The sequence below is a fragment of the Arthrobacter sp. RCC_34 genome (assembly GCF_041360795.1).
GTDB lineage: Bacteria > Actinomycetota > Actinomycetes > Actinomycetales > Micrococcaceae > Arthrobacter_E.
Map to the genome: position 1 here is coordinate 443083 of NZ_JBFUPW010000003.1, position 25942 is coordinate 469024.

General features: G+C 69.7%; 19 protein-coding genes. 15 read left to right on the forward strand and 4 right to left on the reverse strand.

Going from position 1 to position 25942, the window contains the following annotated elements; translation table 11 throughout:
- Nucleotides 1–2: 2 nt before the first annotated feature.
- Both AB6732_RS13780 and AB6732_RS13785 read left to right on the forward strand, forming a co-directional pair.
- Complete coding sequence (locus AB6732_RS13780; protein ID WP_370960589.1) at nt 3–869, forward strand: HAD family hydrolase; 867 nt, start codon at nt 3–5, stop codon at nt 867–869.
- Nucleotides 866–1660, forward strand: coding sequence for a glycerophosphodiester phosphodiesterase family protein (locus AB6732_RS13785; protein ID WP_370960484.1), 795 nt, complete (start codon nt 866–868; stop codon nt 1658–1660). Before AB6732_RS13780 ends, AB6732_RS13785 begins: the two co-directional genes overlap by 4 nt.
- 128 nt (nt 1661–1788) lie before the next feature.
- Here the strand turns inward: AB6732_RS13785 and AB6732_RS13790 are convergent, their stop codons facing one another.
- Nucleotides 1789–2724 carry an endo-beta-N-acetylglucosaminidase H gene (locus AB6732_RS13790; RefSeq protein WP_370960485.1) on the reverse strand — a complete coding sequence of 312 codons (936 nt, stop codon included), beginning with the start codon at nt 2722–2724 and terminating at the stop codon, nt 1789–1791.
- Between the two features lie 197 nt (nt 2725–2921).
- On the opposite strand from AB6732_RS13790, the gene AB6732_RS13795 reads away from it, so the two are divergent.
- Nucleotides 2922–6140, forward strand: coding sequence for a GH92 family glycosyl hydrolase (locus AB6732_RS13795; protein WP_370960486.1), 3219 nt, complete (start codon nt 2922–2924; stop codon nt 6138–6140).
- Between the two features lie 90 nt (nt 6141–6230).
- Here AB6732_RS13795 and AB6732_RS13800 read toward each other — a convergent pair whose 3' ends face one another.
- Nucleotides 6231–6785 (reverse strand): Lrp/AsnC family transcriptional regulator, encoded by a 555-nt coding sequence (locus AB6732_RS13800; RefSeq protein WP_370960487.1) that lies wholly within the window; start codon nt 6783–6785, stop codon nt 6231–6233.
- A gap of 176 nt (nt 6786–6961) precedes the next feature.
- Here AB6732_RS13800 and kynU point away from each other — a divergent pair, with 176 nt between their 5' ends.
- The gene (gene kynU / locus AB6732_RS13805; protein ID WP_370960488.1) at nt 6962–8239 is read left to right on the forward strand and encodes a kynureninase; all 1278 of its coding nucleotides are present in this window, start codon (nt 6962–6964) and stop codon (nt 8237–8239) included.
- A 39-nt stretch (nt 8240–8278) separates the two neighbouring features.
- On the opposite strand, the gene AB6732_RS13810 is transcribed toward kynU, so the two are convergent.
- Entirely contained in the window at nt 8279–9502 is a 1224-nt protein-coding gene (locus tag AB6732_RS13810; protein ID WP_370960489.1) for a hypothetical protein, read from the reverse strand.
- A gap of 446 nt (nt 9503–9948) precedes the next feature.
- Here AB6732_RS13810 and AB6732_RS13815 point away from each other — a divergent pair, with 446 nt between their 5' ends.
- Complete coding sequence (locus tag AB6732_RS13815; protein ID WP_370960490.1) at nt 9949–11271, forward strand: hypothetical protein; 1323 nt, start codon at nt 9949–9951, stop codon at nt 11269–11271.
- Between the two features lie 118 nt (nt 11272–11389).
- On the opposite strand, the gene AB6732_RS13820 is transcribed toward AB6732_RS13815, so the two are convergent.
- The gene (locus AB6732_RS13820) at nt 11390–12427 is read right to left on the reverse strand and encodes a LacI family DNA-binding transcriptional regulator (RefSeq protein ID WP_370960491.1); all 1038 of its coding nucleotides are present in this window, start codon (nt 12425–12427) and stop codon (nt 11390–11392) included.
- 139 nt (nt 12428–12566) lie between these two features.
- Between AB6732_RS13820 and AB6732_RS13825 the strand changes: the two genes are divergently transcribed.
- The 10 genes from AB6732_RS13825 (at nt 12567) to AB6732_RS13870 (ending at nt 25802) form a co-directional block, all read left to right on the forward strand.
- Nucleotides 12567–13850, forward strand: coding sequence for a sugar ABC transporter substrate-binding protein (locus AB6732_RS13825; RefSeq protein WP_370960492.1), 1284 nt, complete (start codon nt 12567–12569; stop codon nt 13848–13850).
- A 69-nt stretch (nt 13851–13919) separates the two neighbouring features.
- Entirely contained in the window at nt 13920–14861 is a 942-nt protein-coding gene (locus AB6732_RS13830; RefSeq protein WP_307498512.1) for a carbohydrate ABC transporter permease, read from the forward strand.
- Entirely contained in the window at nt 14858–15775 is a 918-nt protein-coding gene (locus AB6732_RS13835; RefSeq protein WP_066213425.1) for a carbohydrate ABC transporter permease, read from the forward strand. Before AB6732_RS13830 ends, AB6732_RS13835 begins: the two co-directional genes overlap by 4 nt.
- 34 nt (nt 15776–15809) lie before the next feature.
- Nucleotides 15810–17114: a glycosyl hydrolase gene (locus AB6732_RS13840; protein ID WP_370960493.1), complete on the forward strand. Its 1305-nt coding sequence runs from the start codon at nt 15810–15812 to the stop codon at nt 17112–17114.
- Between the two features lie 92 nt (nt 17115–17206).
- Nucleotides 17207–20281: an alpha-mannosidase gene (locus AB6732_RS13845; RefSeq protein ID WP_370960494.1), complete on the forward strand. Its 3075-nt coding sequence runs from the start codon at nt 17207–17209 to the stop codon at nt 20279–20281.
- A 437-nt stretch (nt 20282–20718) separates the two neighbouring features.
- The gene (locus AB6732_RS13850) at nt 20719–21432 is read left to right on the forward strand and encodes a DUF969 domain-containing protein (protein WP_370960495.1); all 714 of its coding nucleotides are present in this window, start codon (nt 20719–20721) and stop codon (nt 21430–21432) included.
- Nucleotides 21429–22397, forward strand: coding sequence for a DUF979 domain-containing protein (locus AB6732_RS13855; protein WP_370960496.1), 969 nt, complete (start codon nt 21429–21431; stop codon nt 22395–22397). The genes AB6732_RS13850 and AB6732_RS13855 overlap by 4 nt, the downstream gene beginning before the upstream one ends.
- Before the next feature lie 12 nt (nt 22398–22409).
- On the forward strand, nt 22410–23495 hold the full coding sequence (locus AB6732_RS13860) for a DUF2891 family protein (protein WP_370960497.1): 1086 nt from the start codon (nt 22410–22412) through the stop codon (nt 23493–23495).
- Nucleotides 23492–24247 carry a LamB/YcsF family protein gene (locus AB6732_RS13865; RefSeq protein WP_370960498.1) on the forward strand — a complete coding sequence of 252 codons (756 nt, stop codon included), beginning with the start codon at nt 23492–23494 and terminating at the stop codon, nt 24245–24247. Before AB6732_RS13860 ends, AB6732_RS13865 begins: the two co-directional genes overlap by 4 nt.
- Before the next feature lies 1 nt (nt 24248).
- Nucleotides 24249–25802, forward strand: a complete 1554-nt coding sequence (locus AB6732_RS13870) for a 5-oxoprolinase/urea amidolyase family protein (protein ID WP_370960499.1) — start codon at nt 24249–24251, stop codon at nt 25800–25802.
- Nucleotides 25803–25942: the final 140 nt, after the last annotated feature.

The following is a 25942-nucleotide window of genomic DNA, read 5'->3' on the forward strand; positions in this document are numbered from 1 at the left end:
CCATGCGGCTGGTGGCCAGTGACGTCGACGGCACCATCATGGGCCACGACGGCGTCATCACCACGCGCACGCGGAACGCCTTCGCCGCGGTGCGGGAGGCGGGGATCCAGGTCGTCTTCGTGACGGGCCGCCCTCCGCGCTGGCTGGGGCCCCTGGCCGAGCAGCTGGGCCATGACGGAACGGTCATCTGCTCCAACGGCGCCGTGGTCTGGGACATGGCCGGCGGCGTGCTCGTGAGCGCTGACGCCCTCCTGCGCGAGCAGGTGCTGCGCCTGCGCGGGGTCATCGAGGAGCTGCATCCCGAAGCGGGTTTCGCGGCCGAGTGCGTCAACGGGCTGCGGGTGGAGGAGAGCTTCATCAAGGCGCATGCCGGATCACGGCTCGCCGAGCTCGAGTTCGCGCCGCTGGCCGAGAGCCTCGGCGCGGAGGACCGGGTGGTGAAGTTCCTGGCCGTCTCGCCCGTGCTGAGCGCGGAGGAGTTCCATGCGCTCGTGGTCGAGGCCGTGGGTCCGCTGGCTCATGTGACCCACTCCGATGCGAGGTTCTCCCTCCTGGAGATCTCCGCGCCCGGCATCACGAAGGCCCACACCCTGGAACGCTATGCGGCGTCCCTCGGGATCGACGCCTCCGAGGTGGTCGCATTCGGCGACATGCCCAATGACGTTCAGATGCTCGCGTGGGCGGGCGAGGGCTACGCGATGACGGGCGGGCACCCGGAGGCGCTCGCCTCGACCTCCTTCCGGGCGCCTTCCCTGGCCGACGACGGCGTGGCGCAGGTTCTCGAATCGAAGCTGGGCGGGATCCGTGTCCGGACGGCCGGCGCCTCGGGAGATATGCCGATAACGGCATCCATGGGAGGAGAAGCATGACCATCAAGGAATACTTCGCGAACCCTCGCGGGGCGGGCAAACCCCTGGTCCTCGCGCACCGGGGCTACTGCCGGGGCGCGCTGGACGGCGTGCGGCTCGAGGGACTGGAGAACACCCTCGAGTCCTTCCGCGCAGCCCAGGAACTCGGCGTCGCGCATCTCGAGACCGATGTCCGCCTCACCGCCGACGGCGAGATCATCTGCTTCCATGACCCCATCCTGGACCGGATCACGGACCGGACCGGCGCCGTCGACCGTCTGAGCTGGGAGGAGATCCGCCAGGCCAAGGTCCGCGGCAGGGTGCCGGTGGCACGGCTGGCCGATGTGGTGGATCTCCTGCCCCAGGCGCGGTTCAACATCGACGTGAAGGACGCCGCCGCGGCCCAGCCGCTCGCGGCGCTCATCGAGGAGAAGAATCTCCAGAACCGCGTCCTGGTGGCCTCATTCTCCGATGGCAGTCGCAAGGCCGTCACGAGCCGCGTGGCCTGGCCGGTCGCCGGCTCGGCCGGGCAGGCGACGACGGCCGCGTTCGTGCTGGGCCGCTTCCTGCCGGAGAAGTTCGCCGCGGCCCTGGTGTCCGACGTGGACGCCTTCCAGGTGCCCGAGAACTTCGGCAAGGTCCCGGTGGTCACTCAGGACTTCGTGGACCGCGCCCACGCCTTGGGCAAGCAGGTCCACGTCTGGACCGTGAACGAGGAGGCGGACATGCGCCGACTCCTGGACCTCGGCGTCGACGGGATCGTGACCGACCGCCCGGACCTCGCGCTCCGCGTGGTGGACGAACGCTTCTGACGCCCTGCTCCTTCGCCCCTCCCCATCGGCTGCTCCACAGATGTCGCTTCTGAGCCCCTTGGGGGCCTCGAATGACATCCTGTGGAGCAGTCGATGAGGGGTGGGGTCACACTCCGGAGAGGGGTGGCTCAGGAGTAGACCGCGGCACTGCCGTAGAGCTCCCGGGTGAACGAGGAGATCACCGTGGAGTAGTTCCCGGCCCGCAGGTCGTAGGTGACGTACACCCCGTACCCGTCGGTCTTGGTGCGCTGGGCGAAGGACTTCATGGTGCTCGTGGACGTGTTGTTGAGGTCCACCGCCGCGGCGCCGAGCTTTGACGGGCCCATGCCGTCGATGACCGGGGCGTCGTAGCTGCCGTAGTACGGGTTCCAGGCGTAATCCACCATGTCGCCTACGCGGAGGCCGCCGTAGGACAGGTGATCCGCGGCCGGGCCGATGTTGTAGAAGGTGATGAGCTTGCCCGGCAGGCGATTCCGGAGGGACTTCACTAGGTACACGAAGGACCAGTCGTTCGGCTGGGAGGTGCCGTTCTTGCCGTACTCGGCCCACTCGTCGTCGAAGTCGATGCCGTCCAAGCCGTAGCGCGTCACGGTGTCGGCGAGGCTCGCCGCGAACCGGTCCGCCGCGGCTTCGTCCGGGAAGTTGGCGAAGCCGGCGCCCTGGTGGTTGCCGAGCACGGACAGGATGACCTTGATGCCCTTCTGCTGGAGCGGCCTGATGGTGGTGGCCGCGTTGTCCAGCACCGCCTGGACCTGCGGGTTGCAGTAGAAGACGGCGTTGGTTCCGTCGTAGTTGATGTTGGCGGCGAAGATCACGGCCAGGTCGAAGGCATTGGCTCCAGAGCCGGCCAGGGTGTAGCGGCCGACGTTGCTGATGCTGTTGCTGTTGACCTCGATGTAGGCCACGCTCTTGATCCGGCCCGCGGTGGTGGCTCCGGTGGCCGCGCCGGCCGCCGTCGCGCCGCCGAGCCCGGCGGCTCCGAGGAGAGCGGCCCCGCCCAGGCCGCGCAGCAGTGCGCGGCGGGGGAAGGGGGAGTGCTGGGGGGTGTTGCTGGGTGTCGTCATGGACAAGTCCTTAGGTCGATCCGGTAGGAAGGGTGATCCGTGAGGGATGAAGGGTCTTGCATCGCTGGTCCCGGTCGACGTCGGCCGGGAACCCCAGTGGGAGAAACTCTTGATGACTAAACCGTTATAGTCAAGAGGTTGACCCGACTAAACCCCGCGATATAGCGGTTTAGTCGCGGCCTCGATAGCATCTGGGCATGGTCTCTCCCTCGTCCCCGTCGGGCCCGGAACGCACTTACAACTCCCTCCCTGGCGTGGGGCTCGACTCGCCCGCCGCCCGGGCTCTCCACGGTCAGGAGCTGCCCGGGTCCGGTCAGCCGCGCCGCAATCGGGAGGCCCCGGAGCAGGCGGGGTCGGAGTCGGTCCCGCCCCGCGAGATCGACGCCGGACTGCTGGTTGGTCACGTCATCCGGGCGGGCGAGGAGCTCGTCTACGACTGGTTCCCGGAGGCCGGGCCGACCTTCGCCACCCGCTGGACCGCCACCGCCTTCGCCCTCGATCTGGAGTTCGACGACGGCGGCACCCTCTCCGCGGTCCTGGCCCCGGACAGCGCGGGAACCCCGATGCTGCCGTGCGCGCAGGGTGCGTCCCTGCGCCACGCGGTGGACCAGTGGAACCGCCAGGTGGTGCCCCTCGACGCGTTCGCGGGCCGCCGCATCCGCCGGGTCCTGTTCCGGCTCCTCGCGCCCGAGACCAGCACGGTCTGGCTCGACGGCTTGCGCCTCCGGACCCGTGACGAGCCGGGCGGTGAGCTCCTGGACCGCGTCCTCACCACGCGCGGCAGCCATTCGAGCGATCGATTCTCCCGCGGCAACACGGCGCCTCTCGTGGGTCTCCCGCACGGCGGCGTCTTCGGCCTGCCCATGACGGACGCCGCCGCCGGGAACTGGCCCTACGCCTATCACGCCCACAACGTGCTCCCGGAGAACCGCCCGGCGCTCCAGGCGTTCGCGACGTCCCATCTGCCGAGTCCGTGGATCGGCGACCGCGGCGTCTTCGAGCTCATGCCGAGCCTCGACGCGGAACCCGACCCGGACCGCCACGCCCGCGCCATGACCTTCAGCCACGCCGCGGAGGAGCCCCGCGCCCACGAATACCGCGTCACCTTCGACAACGGCCTGCGCGCCGCCATGACCGCGGGCGAGTTCGCGCTGGGCCTCCGCTTCGCCGCGGACACCCCCGTCCGCTCGCTCATCGTGGACCACCTGGGTGGCGCGCGGGACGTCGTGTTCCGTCAGGAGGAGGGCGCCTCCGTGCTGGAACTCACCCTCGACGACGGCCCCGGCCGCCTCCCGCACCACGTCCACGTCCGTTTCCCGGCCGGTTCCTCGGCGTTCCTCACGGGGGCCACGGCGCCGGGTGCCGACACCGCGGTGGACGCCCACGGCGCCGGAGGCCGGCTGAGCGGGCACGTTCGGCTCGCGGGGGAGGGCGCCGTCGTCGTCGAGGTCCTGGTGGGCATCTCGACCGTCAGCGCCGAGCAGGCGGCGGAGAATCTCCGCGCCGCCGGGGACTACGACGCGATGCTCGCCGCGGCGGAGGCCGCCTGGCGGGAGTCGCTGGGCGTCCTCGCGGTGGAGGGCGTCTCGGCGGAGCAGGAGCGCGCCCTGTTCTCGGACCTGTACCGCCTGTTCCTGTACCCGAACCGGCACGACGAGCAGACGGCCGACGGACGCCGGCTCTACCGGAGTCCCGTGGATGGCCAGGTCCGTCCCGGCGTCTTCGGCGCGAACAACGGCTTCTGGGATACCTATCGGACGTGCTGGCCGCTGCTCGGGCTGCTCTCGCCGGACCGAGCCGCGCTTCTGGCGGACAGTTTCGTGCAGCACTTCCGGGACTCCGGGTGGACCAGCCGCTGGAGCGCGCCGGGCCCGGTGGACTCGATGACCGGGACCACGACGGACACCGTCTTCGCGGACCTCGTGACCTCGGGCGTGACCGGCTGGGACGTGCCGGCCGCCTACGAATCCGCCCTGGTCAACGCCACGGTGCCCGCGCCCCGGCCCGAGGTCGGACGGAAGGGGCTGAGCGACGGACGGTTCCGCGGGTTCATCTCCACGGACGTCCACGAGGGCCTCTCCTGGACACTCGACAACGCCATCAACGACTGGGGCGCCGCCGTCCTGGCCGGGTGGCTCGCGGAGCAGGAGGAGGTCGGGCCGCGTCGCGACCGGTTGCAGACGGAGGCCGAGTACTTCGCACGCCGCGCGCTGGGATACCGGAACGTGTTCCACCGCGAGCTCGGTTTCTTCGTCGGCAGGACGCCCGACGGCGCGTGGCGCGTCACCGAGGCCGCCTACGACCCCGATGTGTGGGGCTACGACTACACCGAGACGAACGGCTGGGGCACTGCGTTCACCGCACCGCACGACGGCGCCGGTCTCGCGGCGCTGCACGGCGGCGAGGACGGGCTGAGCGTCGCGCTGGATGCCTTCTTCGCCCGCCCCGAGACCGCCGCGGAGGAGCTGTGCGGCTCTTATGGCTTCGTGATCCATGAGCAGACCGAGGCCCGCGACGTCCGGATGGGCATGCTGGGGCTGTCCAATCAGCCGGCGCATCACATCCCGTACATGTACTGCTTCGCCGGCCGGCACGACGCCGCGCACCGCCTCGTCACCGCCGCGCGGGACCGGCTCTTCAGCGGTTCCGAGATCGGCCAGGGCTTCCCCGGCGACGAGGACAACGGCGAGATGTCCGGCTGGCACCTGCTGGCCAGCCTGGGGCTTTACCCGCTCGTGCCGGGATCCGGACGGCTCATCCTGACGCCACCGCTCGCGCCGAGGGCGGTGCTGCGCCCGCTGGGCGGCGCGGAGCTGGTCATCACGGCGGAGGGCGCCGGTAAGCCGTACATCGAATCGGTCCGTTTCAACGGGCAGCCGTGGGGGCGGATCGACATCCCGCGGAGCCTGCTGGCGGGCGGGGGTCATCTCGAGTTCGTGCTCTCCGACGTGCCGCGCGGCTGGGCGGCGGACTCCCGGCCGTGGTCCGTGAGTGGCGAGGCGCCGCATGACGTCCTCGGCGCCGCGGTGCCCGGTCTGGTGCTGCCGGACCGGCCGTGGCGGGACCTCCTGGCCGTGGCCGAAGAGAGTGTCACGGACGACCGCGGTGCCCGGCCGGTGGACCTTGCCGCCGGAGAAACGGTGTTCGCCCCGCTCACGGCCGCATCCAAGCTGCCCGGGCTCTACACGGTCACCCTCGACCAGCCGCAGGAGGCCTCTTGGCGGCTGGAGGCCCTCGACGTCGCGGGCGAATGGCACCTCCTGGATCACCGCGAGGACGAGTTCTTCCAGCGGTCCGGGCAGCTTCGCCCCTTCCGCCCGCACGACGACGGCGCCGGCCGCGCCGCACTCTTCAACGCCGTGCGCTTCACGGCGCTGAGTCCGCTGCGGCTCGTGCAGCTGGAGGTCCTGGCGTAGGGGGTGCCGGAGTCGGGAACCCGCCGATTCCGCTGCCGAGGCCGTGAGTCCGCTACATCCTGTAGCGGACTCACGCCTCCGATAGCGGACTCAGCGGAGGCCCGTGCGTTCCGTCCCGCCCGGGCGTCCCGGGCGTCCCGACAGCCCAGCGGGCCCCGTGGCGCCTCTTGGTCCCGCGAGTTCCGGAACCGTGGAAGTCCCCGGGTGCTGCTCGAAGATGATCTGGCTCTCCGTCCGGCCGAGGTCCGGGTCCGACCCGAGATGGAGCTTGATGAAGTCGCGGAGGGCCGGCACGTTCTCACAGGCGATGTGGAGCACGAAATCGTGGTCTCCGCCGATCAGATAGATGCGCTGAACTCCGGGAATCGACCGGAGGCGGTTTGCGACAACGGGCAGGCGGTTGCGGACCGTGCTGTGCACACTGACGAAGATCATCGCCTCGACGCCGGTCCCGACCGCCTCCGGGTCGATGTCCGCGTGATAGCCGCGGATGACGCCCGCCTCTTCGAGAGCCCGCACGCGGCCGTGGCAGGTGGAGCGGGGGAGTCCCACCCGGGCAGCGAGCTCCTTGTTGGACAGTCGCCCGTCACGGCTGAGTTCGGCGAGGATCCTGCGGTCCGCCGCGGAGAGCTGAATTCGGTTCACGGAACCGCCTTTCGTCAGAGCAGGGATTCGACGCTGAAACGCCTCACGGAACGAATTATGAATTCTGTCCGGAATTCTAGAAGCGAATCCGGAGGATTGCGAGACTTGATCAGTACAGGATGAATCTGCGACCCACAGTACAGGCGGTTCGCGCCAGGATTCGCACGAGGAGTGGAGTGGCAGTGGAGCGTGAGTGGACCGGCGAGATCACCCGGGACGACTGTGAGAGGGCGGACCGCGCGGACGCGATGGCGCCGTTCCGTGAGGAGTTCGACCTGCCGGATGGGGTGATCTATCTCGACGGCAACTCCCTGGGCGTCCTGCCCCGGGGCGCCGCCGAACGCTGCTCCGCCGTGCTGAAGGACGAATGGGGCACCGATCTCATCGGCAGCTGGAACAAGAACCACTGGTTCGGGCTTCCTTCCCGGATCGGGGAGAAGATCGGCCGTCTGATCGGCGGCGGGGACGGCGGCTGCGTCGCCACCGACACCACCTCGGTGAACCTCTACAAGGTGCTCGGCGCGGCGCTCAGGCTGCAAGCGGAGGACGCGCCCGGGCGGCGGGTCATCGTCTCCGAGCGGGAGAACTTCCCCACGGACCTTTACATCGTCTCGGGCCTCATCGACGTCCTGGACAAGGGCTACGAGCTGCGGCTGATCGACGGGCCGGAAGACCTGGACGGTGCGCTGGGAGCCGACGTCGCCGTCGTGCTCCTCACGCAGGTCAACTACCGGAGCGGCGCGCTCTGGGACATGCGGGCGACGACGGCGCGCATCCACGAGGCGGGTGCGCTCGCGGTGTGGGATCTGTGCCATTCGGCGGGCGCCGTCCCGCTCTCCGTGGCGGACTCCGGCGCCGACTTCGCGGTCGGCTGCACCTACAAGTATCTCAATGGAGGGCCCGGTTCACCCGCGTTCCTGTGGGTCGCCGCGAGGCACCTGGCCCGGGCGGAATCGCCGCTGACCGGCTGGTGGGGTCATGCGGAGCCGTTCACGATGGCCCCGGAGTATGCGCCGGCGCCCGGCATCGGCCGCTTCCTGGTGGGCACCCAGCCGATCCTGTCCCTGGCGACGATGGAGGTCGGCGTCGACCTTGCGCTCCGGGTCGACCAGGAGGAACTGCGCCGCAAGTCGCTGGCGCTCACGTCGCTCTTCATCGACCTGGTGGAACAGCGGCTTCCCGGACATCCTCTGACCCTCATCACCCCACGGGAGGAGGAACGGCGTGGAAGCCACGTCTCGTTCCGGCACCCCGATGGCTACGCCGTCATGAAGGCTCTGATCGCCCTGGGAGTGGTGGGGGACTATCGCGAGCCCGAGGTCCTGCGCTTCGGGATCACCCCGCTGTACCTGCGCCACGTGGACGTCTGGGATGCGGTGGAGGTCCTGCGCCGGGTCCTGGATGAGGAACTGTGGAGGTCTCCGGAGTTCCAGCTGAAGGATGCGGTGACCTGAGGGCCCGGCGCCCGGGCCCGGCGCGCCTGGGGCAAAGCCCTAGCCGTACACCGTGAGGTTCGGGTATTCGCTGTCGTCCGGCTCGGAGGGGAGCTGATATCCGAGGCGATTGCGCAGCGCCGGCGCTTTGGCCTCGAGGACCACTCGCAGCCACACCAACGCGACGCCGAGGGCGGCCCACAGGACAGCCAGGACCGCCGCCCCGCTCAGCTCACCGCCTCCCAGCACCCATCCTGTGGCGAGCACCGCCCCGACGGTCCAGAGACGCAGGGCGGCGTCGCCGGCGTCGAGCACTTGGGCGGTGGCCGTGCGGGCGATCCGCCGCTGCCGTGGATTCGCGCTCTCCGGTGACGGGCGCCGGATCGCCCCGAACGCCCGGGCCAGGTCGACGCCGCTCGTGACGGCACTCAGCACCAATCCCACGGCGACGATCAGCCCGCCAGCCAGGGCGATCCCGCCGATCACCTGCTCGACAGGCTCCTCAAAACTGATCTTGTCCGCGTACAGCCCGGGCTGGTGCAGGTACACGCCCGCGAACACGAGCACCGCACCGATCACCGTCAGCGAGCCGCCCGCCTGCTGGAACCAGTCGTGCGCGGTCCAGACACGTCGGGCCCGCCGTCGCTGCGCCTTCGTCGTGATGCGGGCGGCCGGGCCGTGATCTCCGAGCGCGCCCTTCGGCAGGCTCGGTGCCGTCTCCTGGCTCCAGCGCCGGTTCCGCGCCACGAGCACGAAGCACGCGACGGTGCACAGCGCGACGACGGCGAGCAGCGCCCCGGACGCGACGGCCCAGCCGGTGAAGGCGGCGCGGTGGTCCGGGTCGTCGAGGCGTTCGGCCTCGCCCGCCGCGAGGACGACGCAGGGAATCAGGCCCAGCACGGCCAACGAGCCCAGGCCGACGGCGCTCCACACGGCGGGGAGGTGCGGATCCGAGACCTGGCCCCGGACCGACACGGCCCCCGGGAGTCCGGGATCGCGGGGGTCCAGCGCGGCATAGAAGCGGCCCTTGGCCAGGCGCTCCGGGACCAGTGCAACCCCGTACAGGAGGACGAGGGCGGCGATCCCGACCGAGCTCACCGCGAGGATGCCGAGAGCCCGTGAATCCATCCCGGAACCGCGGACGGTCAGGCTTGCGACCAGCATCACGAGCAGCAGAAGCCCCAGCGCCACCGCACACCCTGCGATCCCGGCGCGCAGCACGGCGAGCACGGCGTCCGCCGCGACGAGGGAGCGCGTCGGCAGGGCCTCCTGGTGCCTGGACATCGGGCCTCCGGGTTCGTGGACGAGATGGGACGTGCCCGCCCACAGGACGCGGCACACCCCCAAACTACCGCTTCGCGGAGGCGCTTCCGGCCTGGAGCCCTTCCCGGGACCTGCTTGGTTCGTTGGCGGTGGTCTGGCTCGCTGAGTCCGCTATGGATGGTGTGAGTCCGCTACATCGTGTAGCGGACTCACACCATCCATAGCGGACTCAGCAGGGGGTGAGGGCGGTCCGGTGCCACTTCGACCCCGCCGGGGTGCGCGCCGCCGCCGTCGCGGTCCAGACCCTGGACAGCCTCACCGCACCATGCTTGACTGCAGTCAACCCGGGGAAAACCCGTCACGGACGACGAGGCACTCCGGACCGGGGCGGGCCCTGCACACGGCTCCGCTCGACGGCGATGATCGGAAAGGCGGCGGAACCGCATGGCTGGGGGAGTCGCACGCCGATGAGCTCCTTGCTGCGAACGTCCAGCGCCGTCCTCCTCCGGGCTTTTCCCCTGATCCTCTCGGGCCTGGTTCCCCAACTGACGAGCCTGGTGGTGCTCACGATCAGCCACGTATCCGGCACTCCGTCGGTCACCGCACTGCTGGGGCTCACGTCGTCCCTCACGGGGCTCGCCTTCGTGGCGACCGTTGGGGTCTCCATCTGCACCGTGCGGGATCTGGTGCGAGCACGGAAGCAGTCCAAGTCGGCGGCATCCGGCGATCCTGCGGCGGCCGGTGACGCTTTGTCGAGGGCCTTGCAGTCCAATTGGCGTATCGCCAATTCGTTCGCGGTGTTCAGCCTCCTGCTGTCCGCTGTCTTCATCCTCATCTACTCCCGCGGCATCCCGGAGGAGCATTCCTGGATCGTCTGGAGCTACTTCCTCTCCCAGTCGCTGTCTTTGCTGGTCACCCCATACTTCGCGGTGATGAACGGCGCTTACCAGTTCGTGGATCGGAGCCGCGAGAACCTCTTCTCCTCCGCGGCCGTGGGAATCTGTTCTGTCGGTGCTGCGGCACTTTGTTTCCAGCTCTCCGGATCACCGTCCACGGCATTGATGGCGTTCGGGCTGTCCCAGTCCTTCATCAGCGTGGCCGTCCTTCTGATCCGTCTGACACGACTCTCCCGGAAGTTCGGCGTTGTTCCCTGGGACCTGCGCTTCGACTTCTCCCTCAAGGGAATCGTTGAACGTCTGGCCGGTGCGATCGACGGCGCCGTGTTCATGACGGTCTTCCTCCTGGTCCAGATGATCGCGACGTCGATCTCGGTTCAGACAGGTGCCGAGATCGCACTGGCGGTCGGCGTCGCCCGCATGGTGGTGGTCCCCTTGAAGCAGGTGGGGCTGACCTATGGACGGATGCGGATCTCGGGGCTCGTCCCGGCCGACGACGGGAAGGCCGCCTCCCTCGGAGTGCTCGCCATCTCGACATGGGCCATCGTGGTCCCCATCTGCCTGGTCATCGTCGCCGTCGGGCTGCTGGGCCGGCCTGTCGCGGGGAGCTGGGTCCTGTCTCTCCTGATCGTGGCGCAGTTTCTCGTAGAACCCTTCGCGGGGGTCCTCTACGGGGCGCTGAAGATGACAGCCGGCCCCAAAGCAGGGCTGGTGGGACTTTTCGTCTCATACGGACTCGTCGCCTCGGTGGGACTGGTCTTCCTGCAGCAGACGGCCGGGGACGCGGTGCAGTTCTGGGCGCTGCTCCTTGCGGTCCGGGTGCTGTTCGCGTTGCTGACCACTCGCGTGTGGGTGCGCTTCCGCCCCGCCGTGGAGCCGGTCACGGTTCGCTGAACTCGCTATGGAAGGGCCGAGCTCGCTACCCGCGACAGCGAGGTCAGCCCTTGCGTAGCGAGTTCAGCAGGGTTCCGTCGCATCGATAGCGAGTTCAGCCCCGCACCCCAGCCCGCCCCTACGACGACGGCGGCGCCGGCCCCGAGCTTTCGCGGATGCTCAGGCGCGGCTGGGCTCCCTCGATGCTGGGCACGGAGGTCTCGGCGGCGATGTGCTCCAGCAGCGTCTTGACGGCTAGGGTTCCGAAGGCCACGGTGTCGCGGGTCAGCGACGTGATGGGCGGGTTGCCGAGCTGCACCAGGAGTGAGTCCTCGAAGGAGACGATCGAGAGCTCGTCCGGCACCCGGAGCCCGAGCCCCTGGGCCGCCCGGAGGCTGGCCATCGCCATGACGTCCGTGTCGTACATGACCGCCGTGGGCCGCGCGGACCGGCCCAGCAGCTCCCGGGTGACCCGGGCGGCGTCGTCGGCCTCATAGCCGCTGATCACGCTCTGGGAGGCGTCCAGTCCGAGCGCCTCGGCGCTCGCAGAGAACTCCTGGCGCCGGAGCTGCGTGTGCTCCAGCTCCTCAGGCCCGGCCACGTAGGCGATCCGGCGGTGACCCAGCCCGTGCAGGTACCGGACCAGGGTGTCCGTGGCGGCGCGGTCGTCGGCCCAGACCGCGGGGATGGCCGCCGTCTGGGAGGGGTGCCCCGCGACCTGGACCGCGGGCAGTCCGAGGTGTTCCAGGACCTCGAGCCGGGGGTCGTCCACGCGCGGATCCACCATGATCACGCCGTCCACGATCCGGGACTGCCACCACTCCCGGTACGCCTCCATCTCCTCCTCGACGCTGCCCACCACCATCATGTGGAGGGCGGTGTGGCTGCCGGTCAGACCCAGCTGCATCCCGGAGAGCAACTGGGGGAAGAACGTCTCCGTGCCGAGGATGCGGGCGGAGCGGTTCAGCACGAATCCGATGGCCCCGGCCTGCGACTGACCGAGTGCGCGCGCGGCCCGGTTGGGCTTCCAGTTCAGCTCATCGGCGATGGCCTGAACCCGCGTCCGGGTCTCCTCGCTGACGCCGGGCCGCCCGTTGAGCGCGAACGAGACGGCGCCCTTCGAGACGCCCGCGCGGGCTGCGATTTCGCTGATCGTGGCGCGCTTCGGGTGATTCATAGCAAGGATCATACGCCGTCGGGAGGTCTTGACTATATCGGTTTAGTTTGGAAGTCTGGCTTCACTTCAGTGACGGGGAGACGTGCGACACAGTGGACGCGCCAGGGACCCCCCAGCCTTGCAACAAAGGAGTCGCACGATGCACCAGAAGAAGACCACGAAGAAACTCGTGGCGGGAGCCGCCCTTCTGCTCTCCGCCGCGCTCGGCATGACGGCCTGTTCGGGCGGAAACCAGGGCTCCGACCAGCAGAGCGATGCCATCGAAGGCGAGATCACGCTCCAGACCTGGTCCCTGACCCCCAAGTTCAGCGACTACCTGAACAAGGTGATCGCGGACTTCGAGAAGGCCAACCCGAAGGCCAAGGTCAAGCTCCTCGACCAGCCCGGTGACGGCTACTCGGAGAAGGTCCTCAGCCAGGCCGCCTCCAACTCCCTCCCGGACGTCGTCAACCTCCCGAACGACTTCGCTTACCCGCTGGCTCAGCAGGGCGTGCTGCAGGACCTCTCCCAGGGTGACGACCTCTCCAAGAGTTACGTCCAGGGCGCGCTCGACGCGTACAAGTTCCCGGGCATCGACGGCACTTACGCCTACCCCTGGTACCTCCAGACCGATGTGAACTACTGGAACACGGACCAGCTCTCCCAGTGCGGACTGGACCCGGCCAAGCTGCCTTCCAGCCGCGACGAGCTGTTCACCCAGGCCAAGACCATGCACGACAAGTGCCCGGACAAGTTCCTCATCAGCACCCTGCCCGGCCTGAACGCCCTCACGGCCACCGGTCAGAAGGTCATCAACGACGACGGCACCCAGTTCACCTTCGCCACGGACGACTCCGCCAAGGTGATCGACAAGTACCGCGACGCGTACAAGGCCGGCTACATGCCGCCGTCGATCCTCAACAACAACTACCAGGGCAACGCCAAGCTGTTCACCCAGCAGAAGGTCGCCTGGACCACGGCCGGCTCCTCCGGCGCACTCGACTTCGTGCGGGACAACCCCAGCCTGAAGGGCAAGTTCACCGAGAACAAGGCGCTCGACACCCCGCCGCTCTACCCGCAGGGTCTCTCCGTCTCCGCCAAGAGCAAGCACCTGGCCACCGCCAAGGCGTTCGCCAAGTTCATGACCAACGCGGAGAACCAGAACGCGTTCGCCAAGCTCACCAACACCTTCCCGTCCTCCACCGGCTCCTCCGAGGACCCGTTCTACTCCAAGGATGACGGCACCGAGGCCGGCAAGGCCCGCGTCCTGGCGTTCAACAGCCTCAAGGAAGGCAAGGTCCTGAACCCGGTGCAGTGGAACTCCGCGATGGACGACTACTTCAAGCAGCAGGTGGCCCTCGCCGTGAAGGGCGACATCTCCGGCAAGGAAGCCCTGCAGAAGGCTCAGGACAAGGCGAATCAGCTGCTCAAGCAGCAGAAGTGAGCCGTTCCTGAGCGGGTGGGCCGCCGGTCCCGGCGGCCCACCCCGTTCGTCAGCTGAAAGGAGACGTCCATGGCGTCGACCACCATCCCGCGCCCGGTGAAAATCCCGGCGAAACCCCCGGTGGGCACCCGGGTCCGCACCAGCAAGTGGTTCACCCCGTGGATCCTCGTGGCGCCGGCGCTGCTCTGGCTCCTGGTGTTCAACGTCTGGCCGTCCCTGAACACCATCCGTATGGCGTTCACCAACGCCAAACCCCTGGGCGGCAAGGAACGCTACGTCGGCGTCCAGAACTTCCAGCAGATCCTCGAAGACGACCAGGTCATGAACGCGCTGCTGAACAGCGTGGTCTACATGGTCATCTGCGTGCCGCTGCTGACCCTGCTCCCGCTCCTGCTCGCGATCCTCGTGCAGAAGCCGCTCAAGGGCATCGCCTTCTTCCGCACGGCGTTCTACACGCCGGTGATCGCCTCCGCCGTCGTGGTCGGTCTCATGTGGAGCTGGCTGCTCGACTCGCGCGGCGCCGTCAACAACCTGGCGCAGGCGCTGCACGTGGTCACCGAGCCGATCCCGTTCCTCACCGACCGCTGGCTCGTCATCATCTCCGCCATCAGCCTGACCGTCTGGAAGGGCCTCGGGTACTACATGATCGTGTACCTGGCGGCCCTCGGGAACGTCGGCAAGGAACTGCACGAAGCCGCCGCGATCGACGGCGCGGGAGCGGTCCGCCGCTTCTGGAGCGTCACCGTCCCGGGCGTCCGGGGAGCCATGGGCCTGGTCGCCGTGCTGGTGGCGATTAGCGCGCTGCGGGTGTTCTCCGAAGTCTTCATCCTCACGGGCGGCAAGGGCGGGCCCGGCGGTGAGGACCTCACCATGGTCATGCTCATCCAGCAGTACGCCCGCGGCTTCACCGGCAATCTCGGCTACGCCTCGGCCCTGAGCATCCTGCTCTTCCTGCTGACGCTGATCCCCATGCTGGTCCTGGCCCGCCTGAACTCCAAGGGGGACAAATGAGCGCCACTGAACTGCGGCCCTCCGCACCGGACGACGCCCTGGAAGGCGCGACGCCGCCGGCCCGCCGCCGTCGTTCCCGCACCTTCGGCGAGCCCTCCGCCGCCGAGAAATTCTGGCGCTACGCGGCGCTGATCTTCGTCCTGTTCGTGACGGTCGGGCCCTTCCTGTGGCAGCTGTCCACGTCGTTGCGCAGCAGCACCGAGGACATCTACACGGAGAACCTCAGCCTCCTCCCGCAGCAGCCCACGCTCGGCAACTACGTCCGGGTGTTCCAGGCGATCGACGTGTGGCGGTACATCGGCAACTCGCTCTTCGTGGCCGCGGTGGCCGTGGTGGGCAACGTGGTCTTCTCCACGGCCGCCGGGTACGCGCTGGCCCGGCTGTCCTTCCGCTTCAAGAAGTGGGTCCTGGGCCTGTTCATGATCACGCTCATCCTGCCGGCCGAAGCCACGATCATCTCCCAGTACGTGACCGTGCGGGACCTGGGCCTCGCGGACACCCTGCTCGGTGTGGCGCTGCCCGGCATGGTCAGCGTGCTGAACGTGCTCCTCATGTTCAACGCCTTCCGCCAGCTCCCCACGGAGATCGAGGAGGCGGCCGTGGTGGACGGCGCCAACGCCTGGCAGCGGCTCATCCGTGTGGCGCTGCCGTCCGTCTACGGCACCATCGCCGTGGTGGCGATCTTCTCCTTCATCGGCGCCTGGGATGATTTCCTCTGGCCGCTGATCGTTCTCACCACCCCCGAGAACTTCACGCTCACCATCGGGCTGCAGTACCTCTCCGGCACCTTCACCAATGACATGCGGCTCATCGCGGCCGGCACCATGATCGCCTTCATCCCCATCGCCGTGGTCTTCGGCGTCCTGCAGAGATTCTTCTTCAAGGGCGTCGAAGAGGGCGGCGTCAAGGGCTGAGACCATTCATCAACGATTTCAGGAGGACAATTCCGTGCGATTCGGGGTCAACTACACACCGGCGTCGGGGTGGTTCCACTCCTGGCAGCATCTCCGGGAGGAGGACGTGCGCCGGGACCTGGGGCAGATCGCCACGCTCGGCGTGGACCACATCCGCATCTTCCCGCTCTGGCCCGTGGTGCAGCCGAACAGGAGCCTGATCAGCCAGACCGCGCTGGATGACGTGATGACGGTGGTGGACGTCGCCGCGGAGTTCGGCCTGGACGTGAACCTGGACGTGCTCCAGGGGCACCTGTCCAGCTACGACTTCCTCCCCGCCTGGATCTCCACCTGGCACCGGCGGAACCTGTTCACGGACCCGGACGTGGTGCGGGCCGAGGCGGATCTCGCGGCCGAGTTCGCCCGCCGCCTCGAGGGACGCCCCAACATCATGGGCATCACCCTGGGCAACGAACTCAACCAGTTCGCCCCGCCCATCCACCCGGACGCCCATCCCGTGACCCCGGAGCAGGCGTCGGCCTGGCTGGAGACCCTCGTGGCGGGCGCCCGCGCGCACGGGAACCCCTTCGTCACGAACGCCATGTACGACGCGTCCTGGTACGACGACCGTCAGCCTTTCGAACCCCGCCACGCCGTGGAGTTCGGTGACGCCACCGTCGTGCACTCGTGGGTCTTCAACGGCGCCGCCCAGACCTTCGGGCCCCTCCACGACGGTTCCGTCCGCCACGCCGAATACCTCCTGCGGCTCGCCGCAGCGTGGCACCAGGACGCCACACGGCCGGTGTGGCTCCAGGAGGTCGGAGCCCCGACCACGGTGATCCCGCGGGAGTCCGCCCCGGACTTCCTCGAGGCAACCATCCGCCACGCGGCCACCGTGCCCGGCCTGATGGGCGTGACCTGGTGGTGCTCGCATGACGTCTCCCGGGCGCTCGCCGACTTCCCGGAGGTCGAGTACGACCTGGGTCTCTTCACCCACGACGGCGTGCTGAAGCCCACCGGGGAGCGCTTCGCCGCGCTCGTGGCCGAGTTCCGGGCGGCCGGGGCGGGCGCGGGCGGCGCCACCGACGGCGTGACCCCGGCCGGCGGCGTGACCGCGCCGCCGCCGTCGTCGTCCGTCGCGCTGGTTCTCGACGACACCGCCGAGGGCTACCGCGCGAGCTGCGCACCCGGAGGGGCGTTCCACCGCGCCTGGCTGGACGCCGCCGCGGCCACCGGGGAGGGCCCGCAGGTCCTTCTGGGCTCCCGCGGCCAGGACCCCGCCGTGCTCGCCGCCCGGGGCATCAGCACGGTCCTGGAGAGCGGCGCATCCGCTCCCGGGGCAATTACCGCAAATCGCTAGCGAAACCCCGGAGAGCGCTGCTAGTCTCGCCCTTTGCGAGCCGTTGACCTACCAAGACCCCTGACACCAGACGTGAGGACACGAGCACATCCATGCATGACGACATCAACCTGACCACCGGACGGGTCAAGCGGGTTCTGGCCGAACGGCTGTATCCCGCCGTCTACGAGGAGAGCGTGGCGCTGGACGTCGCCTGGCACGAACTGCCGGGCGAGCCGATCGCCCCCGCCGAGGGCCTGGCCCTCGAGTACTCGCCGTACCAGGTGGGCACCCCGTGGGGCGCCGCCTGGGGCACCACCTGGTTCCGTCTGCAGGGCCGGATCCCCGAAGGCTGGGCCGGACGCCGCGTCGAGATGGTCGTGGACCTCGGCTTCGATGTGAACATGACGGGCTTCCAGTGCGAAGGCCTGGTCTACACGCCCGAGGGCGAGCCGCTGAAGTCGCTCAACCCGCGCAACCAGTGGGTCCTGGTGGCCGATGAGGCGCAGGGTGGGGAATCCGTGGAGCTCTTCATCGAGGCCGCGTCGAACCCGGTGCTCCTGGATTACCACCCCTTCCTTCCCACGCAGGAGGGCGACATCCGCACCTCCTCGCCGAAGAAGCTCTACACCACGCGCCGCATGGACCTGGCCGTGTTCAACCGTGAGGTCCACGAACTGTGCCTGGACCTGGAGGTCCTGTTCGAGCTCCAGGCCGAGCTGCCGGAGTCCTCGCCGCGCCGCATGCGCATCCTCCAGGGTCTGGACGACGCCCTGGACCGCGTCGACCTCCAGCACATCGCCGAGACCGCGCGGGAGGCCCGCGAGGTCCTCGCGCCGTTGCTCGAGCGTCCCGCCGAGGCCAGCGCCCACCACGTCTCCGCCATCGGCCACGCGCACATCGACTCCGCCTGGCTCTGGCCGCTGCGCGAGACCATCCGCAAGGTGGCCCGCACCAGCTCCTCCATGACCGAGCTGATCGGTCAGGACCCGGACTTCCGCTACGGCATGTCCAGCGCCCAGCAGTACAAGTGGCTCAAGGTCCACCGGCCCGAGGTGTACGCCAAGGTCAAGGCCGCCGTCGCCGAGGGACGTTTCGTGCCGCTGGGCGGCATGTGGGTCGAGTCGGACACGGTCATGCCCAGTGGCGAGGCCCTGTCCCGCCAGTTCCTGTACGGCCAGTCGTTCTTCCGGGACGAGTTCGGCGCGGCCTGCCGTGGGGTGTGGCTGCCGGACAGCTTCGGTTATTCGCCGGCCCTGCCGCAGCTCATGCGCCGTGCCGGTTTCGAGTGGTTCTTCACCCAGAAGATCTCCTGGAACCAGGTCAACAAGTTCCCGCACCACACGTTCAACTGGGAAGGCATCGACGGCTCACGGGTCTTCAGCCACTTCCCGCCCATGGACACCTACAACGCGCAGCTCTCCGGCGAGGAGATGGCCCGCGCCAGCCGCCAATTCCGTGAGGCCCGCGTCGCCTCCGGGTCGATCGCGCCGGTCGGCTGGGGCGACGGCGGTGGCGGCACCACCCGCGAGATGACCGGCAAGGCCCGGCGTCTCGCGGACCTGGAAGGCAGCGCCACGGTCCGCTGGGAGAATCCGGACGACTACTTCGAGCGCGCCCGCGCCGAGATGCCGAAGCCGCCGGTCTGGGTCGGTGAGCTGTACCTCGAACTCCACCGGGCCACTCTCACGAGCCAGCACAAGACCAAGCAGGGCAACCGCCGCGTGGAGCACTTGCTGGTGGAGGCCGAGCTGTGGAGTGCCACGGCCGCGGCCCGCACCGGGTACGCGTACCCCTATGACGAGCTGAACGCCCTGTGGGAGGACCTCCTGCTGCACCAGTTCCACGACATCCTGCCCGGCACCTCCATCGCCTGGGTGCACCGCGAGGCCGTCGAGACCTACCGCCGCCTCACCGAGGAGGCTGAGGCCCTGATCGGCCGCGCGCTGGACGCCCTGGCCGGCGACGGCGACGTGCAGCTCACGTTCAATGCGGCGCCGTTCGGGCGCTCCGGCGCGCCCGCGCTGGGCGCCGCCGAGGCCGCCCCGCGGGGCGCAGAGCCGGTGACCGTGAACGAGGAGGCGCGCGGCGTCGTGCTCCGCAATGGACTGGTGGAGGTCGTCATCAGCCGCGAAGGCCACATCGTCTCCGCGGTGGACCTGGCCAGCGGGCGCGACGCGATCCCCGCGGGCGCCGAGGCGAACGTGCTCCAGCTGCACCAGGACTTCCCGAACATGTGGGACGCCTGGGACGTGGACCGGTACTACCGCAACCGCGTGACCGAGCTGCGTTCGCTGACGTCGTTCTCCGTGGAGGGCGACGGGGACGAGGCGCGGATCGTGATCGAGCGCGAGTTCTCCGGTTCCCGGGTCCGTCAGGTGCTGCGCCTGGCCGCGGATGCGCGGACGCTGCGGATCGATCAGGAGACCGACTGGCACGAGGCCGAGAAGTTCCTCAAGGTGTCCTTCCCGCTGGACGTCCGCGCGGAGCACACGGCCGCGGAGACGCAGTTCGGCTTCAACAAGCGCGTCACGCACACCAACACGAGCTGGGAGGCGGCGAAGTTCGAGACCTCCATGCACCGCTTCGTGCTGGCCGACGAGCCCGGCTTCGGCGCGGCCCTGGTGACGGAGTCCAGCTACGGCTTCGACATGACCCGCGACGCCGATGACGACGCCGGCGTGACCACCACCCTGCGCCTCTCCCTCCTCCGGGCCCCGCGGTTCCCGGACCCGGAGACCGATCAGGGCGTGCACCAGCACTCCTACGGCCTCGTGATCGGGGCCGACGCCCTGGTGGCGACCCGTGAGGGCATCCACCTGAATAGCCCGGTCCGTTCGCGGTCCGGCGCCGCACCGGTCGAGTCCCTCGTGAGGGTCGACGGCGACGGCGTGCTCGTCTCCTCGGTGAAGCTCGCCCACGACCGTTCCGGCGATCTGGTGGTCCGCGTCTACGAGCCGCAGGGCCGCCGCGCGAACGCCGTGCTGCACGTCGACCCGGCCTTCGGCGCCGGCCGCGAGGTCAGCCTGATCGAGGACGAGCTCCCGGACGCCCCGGCCCTGGAGGCCGCAGGCTCCGGCTCCGGCTCCGGCTCGGCTGAGGGCGCGACGGCGGAGGCCGGCGTCGCGCTGTCCCTGTCGCCGTTCTCGGTGCGGACGTTCCGCTTCAGCCCGGCGCAGGCGGCTTGAGCGGGTTCAGGCGGGATCCTGGCCCGCGGCGTCATTCGTGAAACCGTGAGTTTCCGTCGAAACAGTGCATTAAACACACTGTTTCGACGGAAACTCACGGTTTCGGCATCTCCGGGGCCTTCGCGAGGGTGGGAGAGGAGCCGGGAGCGCGGTCCGGAGTGGTTTTCACGGTGCTCGTCCGTCGAGTTCGTGGATTTCGGGTGAGTTCGTGGACCATCTCCACGAACTCGCCTCGAAACCACGAACTCGGCAGGGGTGGCCCCGATTGGACCCGCTCCACACCCGCCCGTTTCTGCTGGACGCGCCCCACCCCCGGATTGTTCAACAAAGCCTTGCCGGATTGTTGAACAAAGTTCTATGATGTGAGTCACGTGGACCCGTGACGGGTGCCACGGACAGCTCTCCCGGACCGGTCGGTCCCCGTGGAATGGACTCGCATGCTCGTACTCATCGGGGTGCTGCTGGTGATCGTCGGATTCGCCGTTCGCCTCAACCCCCTCATCGTCGTCACCGTCGCCGGGATCGTCACCGCGCTCCTGGGCGGTATGAACCCCCTGCAGATCCTGGAGGCGTTCGGCTCCGGCTTCGCCAGCAGCCGCTCCGTCACGGTCTTCGCGGCCGTGCTGCCGGTCATCGGCATCATCGAATACTTCGGGCTCCAGGAGCAGGCCAAGAACCTCATCTCCAAGCTCGCCCGCCTCACGGCCGGCCGCGTCCTGCTGGCCTACCTGGCCATCCGCCAGGTGACCGCCGCCGTCGGGCTGACCAGCATCGGCGGGCACGCGCAGGCCGTCCGGCCCCTCGTCTACCCGATGGCCGAGGGCGCCGCGATGCGCCGCTACGGCACGGTCCCGGAGAAGCTCAAGGAGCGCATCAAGGGCCACTCCGCCGCGGCGGACAACGTCGGCGTCTTCTTCGGCGAGGACGTCTTCGTGGCCGTCGGCTCGATCCTGCTGATCACCACCTTCGTGGACACCACGTACCACCTGCAGCTCGAACCGCTCGAACTCGCGCTCTGGGCCATCCCCACCGCGATCGCCGCCTTCCTCATCCACGGCTTCCGGCTCCTCCGCCTGGACCGTCAGCTGGACCGCGAGTACGCCCGTCTCACCGGGAAGACCGCCACCGTCGAGGCCGGGAGCGCCGCATGATCAACGTCGAAGCCGTCTACTGGTTCATCGGAGCCCTCTTCATCGCCTGGGCCTCCCTCATCGCGCGGGACACCGGCCACCGGCACCGCATCGGCAGTTCGCTGTTCTGGGGCATTCTCGGGCTTTGCTTCTTCTACGGAACCTGGGTCCAGGCCGGGAAGGCGCCCGCCTGGATCCTGGGCGTGGCGGTGCTGGTGCTCGTCGGGCTCGCGTCCAGCGGCCAGCTCTCGGACGGCAAGGCTAAGTCCTCCACCCCGGCCGAGCGCGTCGCCTATGCCGCCCGTTTCGGGAACAAGCTGTTCATCCCGGCCCTCCTGCTCCCCGTGGTCACCGTGGCTCTCGTGCTCGCGGCGCCGGTCCTCGTCATCGGGGGCACCCCGATCCTGGACCCCAAGAACACCACCCTGGTGGCACTGACCATCGGCGCGATCGTGGCCGCGGCCGCCGCCGTCGTGATCCTGAAGCCCCGCAACAAGCTCGCGCCGCTGCTGGAGAGCCGCCGGATCCTGGAGTCCATCGGCTGGGCGGCGCTCCTGCCGCAGATGCTCTCGACCCTCGGCATCCTGTTCACCAAGGCGGGCGTCGGGACGGCGGTGGGCACCCTCACGGCGTCGATCCTGCCGAAGGGGTCGCTGCTGGCCGCCGTCGCGGTCTACTGCGTGGGCATGTTCCTGTTCACCGTGCTCATGGGCAACGGCTTCGCGGCCTTCCCGATCATGACCGCGGCGATCGGCTGGCCCATCCTGATCCAGCAGTTCCACGGCAACCCGGCGATCGTCTTCGCCATCGGCATGCTCGCGGGCTTCTGCGGCACGCTGTGCACCCCCATGGCCGCGAACTTCAACCTGGTCCCGGCCGCGCTCCTCGAGATGAAGAACCGCTACGGTGTGATCACGGCGCAGATCGGAACCGCTCTGCCGTTGCTGGTGGTCAACATCGGCCTCATGTACTTCCTGGCGTTCTAGAAAGGCACCCTCATGACCGACACCTTCTTCCCGGGCGCCGCCCAGCACTGCGCCGACGTCGTCCTGGACAATCTGGGCCGCCCGTACCCCTACGCCTCGCACCACGTCGAGCGCTCGGAGACCGATCTGCACACGCCCGCCGAGCTGCACCCGGCGTTCCACACCTCCTTCGACTGGCACTCCTGCGTGCACATGCACTGGCTGGGCGTCAGCGTGCTCGACGCCGCGCTGCGGGGCGAGGCGGACCTCGACGCCGGCACGGCCGCCGCCCTCCGCGCCGCCCTGGGCGCGAACCTCACCGCCGCGAAGCTCGCCGTCGAGGCGGACTACCTCCGAGCCAACCCCAGCTGGGAACGCCCCTACGGCTGGGCCTGGCTCATGCGCCTGGCCGCGGCCTGCCACGCCTCCCAGGACCCGGAGATCGCTGCCTGGGGCCGGAACCTGGACGGCTGCGTGGACGTGGTGTCCGAGCTGGTCCAGGGGTGGACCGCGACCGTCGAGCACCCGGTGCGGCACGGTCTGCACACCAACGCGGCCTTCGGGCTGTCCTACCTCCTGACCGCGTTCCGGGACCTCGGCCGCGACGACGCCGCGGAGGCCTGCGAACGGGCCGCCGTCCGCTGGTTCGGCGAGGACCGGGCATGGGCCACCGAGTGGGAGCTGAGCGGGCAGGACTTCCTCTCCGCCGGGCTCAGCGAGGCCGATCTTCTCCAGCGCGTGCTCCCCGCCGACGGGTTCGCCACCTGGCTGGAAGGGTTCCTGCCCGGGCTGACCGCGGAGTCGCGCATGCTCGCGACCGTGGGGGTGGCCGATGAGAGCGACGGCTACATGGTCCACCTGCACGGCCTGAACCTCACGCGGGCGGGACAGCTCGCACGCGTGGTGGCGGCGCTGGACGCCCCGGCTGAAGCCCAGACCGAAGCCCGCCCCGGCACGCAGCCGGACCTCCGCGCGGTGCTGGACGCCGCCGTCGAGCCGCTGTTCGAGGCCGGGATGCACGGCCTGCGGAGCGGCGACTTCATGTCCACGCACTGGCTCGCGAGCTTCGCGTGGGACGCCCGGGAGTCCATCGGCCGTCTGCGGAGCGTGACCGCGTGAGCGTGATCGACCTCAACAGCGACGTGGGGGAGTCCTTCGGGAACTGGACCTTCGGGGACGACGCCGCCATCCTGGCGAACGTCTCCAGCGCGAATGTCGCGTGCGGTTTCCACGCCGGGGACCCGGTGGGCATCCGCGCCACCGTGCGCGCGGCCGTGCGGACCGGGACGACCGTCGGGGCCCACCCCGGCTACCGCGACCTGGCGGGCTTCGGGCGCCGCTTCCTCGATGTGGACCCGGGGGAACTCCGCGACGACGTGATCTATCAGATCGGCGCGCTCCAGGCCCTGACACGGGCCGAGGGCACTGCCGTCCGGTACGTGAAACCGCACGGCGCCCTCTACAACACGATCGTGCGCCACGAGGGCCAGGCGCAGGCCGTGGTCGACGCGGTCCTCGCCGTCGACCCGGCGCTTCCCCTGCTGGTGCTGCCCGGTTCCGCGGTCGAGCGGATCGCCGCCGAGGCCGGGCTCCGCACCGTGGCCGAGGCGTTCGCCGACCGCGCCTACCGTCCCGATGGCACCCTCGTCCCCCGCAGCGACCCGGACGCCGTGCTGCACGACATCGACCGGATCCTGGACCACGTGTTCCGCCTGGTGGACGGCACGGTCCGGGCCGTCGACGGGACCGTGCTGCCCGTGGCCGCCGGGAGCATCTGCGTCCACGGCGACACCCCCGGGGCGGTCGCCATGGCCGAGCGCATCCACCGGGAACTCACGGCGCGCGGCGTCGTGATCCAGAGCTTCGCCTGAGATGGGCCGACTGCTGGGCGTGCGCCGCGTGGGGGACCGCGCGGTGCTCGCCGAACTCGACGGCCTGGACGCCGTGCTGGCGCTCCAGGCGGGCCTGCTCGCCGAGCCACCGTCCGGCGTCGTGGACGTCGTGGCCGCGGCCCGCACCGTGCTCGTGACCGTGGGTCTCCCGCAGTCCCTGGCCGGGGTGGTGGAGCGGCTGCGGACGGCTGACCTGGCCGCCGGGGTGCGCTCCGCCGGGCGCGAGGTGACGATCGAGACCGTGTACGACGGCGAGGACCTCGCCGAGGTCGCCCGCCTCACCGGCCGCAGCGTCGAGGCCGTCGTGGCCGGGCACGCGGACGCCGTCTGGACCGCCGCGTTCGGCGGATTCGCCCCGGGGTTCGCCTACCTGAGCGCGCCCGGCATGCCCGAGGTCCCGCGCCGCACGTCCCCGCGCACCCGCGTGCCGGCTGGATCCGTGGCGCTCGCCGGCGGGTACTCGGCCGTCTACCCCAACGACTCGCCCGGCGGCTGGCAGCTCATCGGCCGCACCGGCGCCCTCCTGTGGGACGCCTCCCGCGACGAACCCGCGCTCATCAAGGCCGGCGACACGGTCCGCTTCGTGCCGGTCCGCGACGTCGTGCAGGCTCTGCCCGACCGGACCGCCACCGAGACCGGCGAACCCGTCCTCGAGGTCCGCAACCCCGGCCTCCAGACCACGGTGCAGGACCTCGGACGACCCGGCCACGCGGCGTCGGGGGTCAGCGATTCCGGCGCCATGGACCGAGGCGCCCTCAAACGCGCCAACCGCATGGTCGGCAACCCCGCCGGCGCGCCGGGCCTCGAGGCCCTGCCGGGCGGCCTGACGCTGCGCGCGGTCCGGGACACGATCCTCGCCGTCACCGGCGCGGACGTCCCGCTCCTGATCAGCGACGACGACGGCGCCCAATGGGACGCCTCGCTCGACTCCCCGCTCACGCTCCGGGCCGGTGAAACCCTGCGGCTGGGCGCGCCTGCTGCGGGTCTGCGCAGCTATGTGGCGGTGCGGGGCAGCGTGCGGGGTGACACCGTGCTGGGGAGCGCCGCCACAGATGTCCTGTCCGGGCTGGGTCCCGCCCCGCTCACGGCCGGGAGCCGTCTGGGCCTGCTCGATCTGCGGCTGCCCGGCGCCGTGGGGGAGCCGGAGACGGCGCCCGCGTTGCCGTCCGCGGAGGAGGTCACGGTGCTCCGGGTGGTCCCCGGCCCTCGCGACGACTGGTTCACCGACGAGTCCCTCGAGGCGTTCCACACGGGGGAGTGGACCGTGACGACCGAGTCGAACCGCGTGGGGATCCGGTTCTCCGGCGAGCCCCTGGTGCGCCGGACCGAGGGTGAGCTCCAGAGCGAGGGCACGGTACGGGGCGCCATCCAGGTGCCGGCGTCCGGCCTGCCCCTGGTCTTCATGGCGGACCATCCCGTGACCGGGGGGTATCCCGTGATCGGCGTGGTGCTCGACGCGGACCAGGACCGGCTGGCCCAGCTCCCGCCCGGGGCGAGGGTCCGCTTCGAACCGGTGGCCCCGGCGTCGCTGTAGGTGGGAGGGCTGGCCGACCGGGGCTGAAACAGTGAGTTCGCGACGAAACAGTGATCAGAACACGCTGTTTCGTCGCAAACTCACTGTTTCAGCGCTGTGACGGCGATTCCGGCCTGTTCCGCCCGTCGGCATACAGTGGG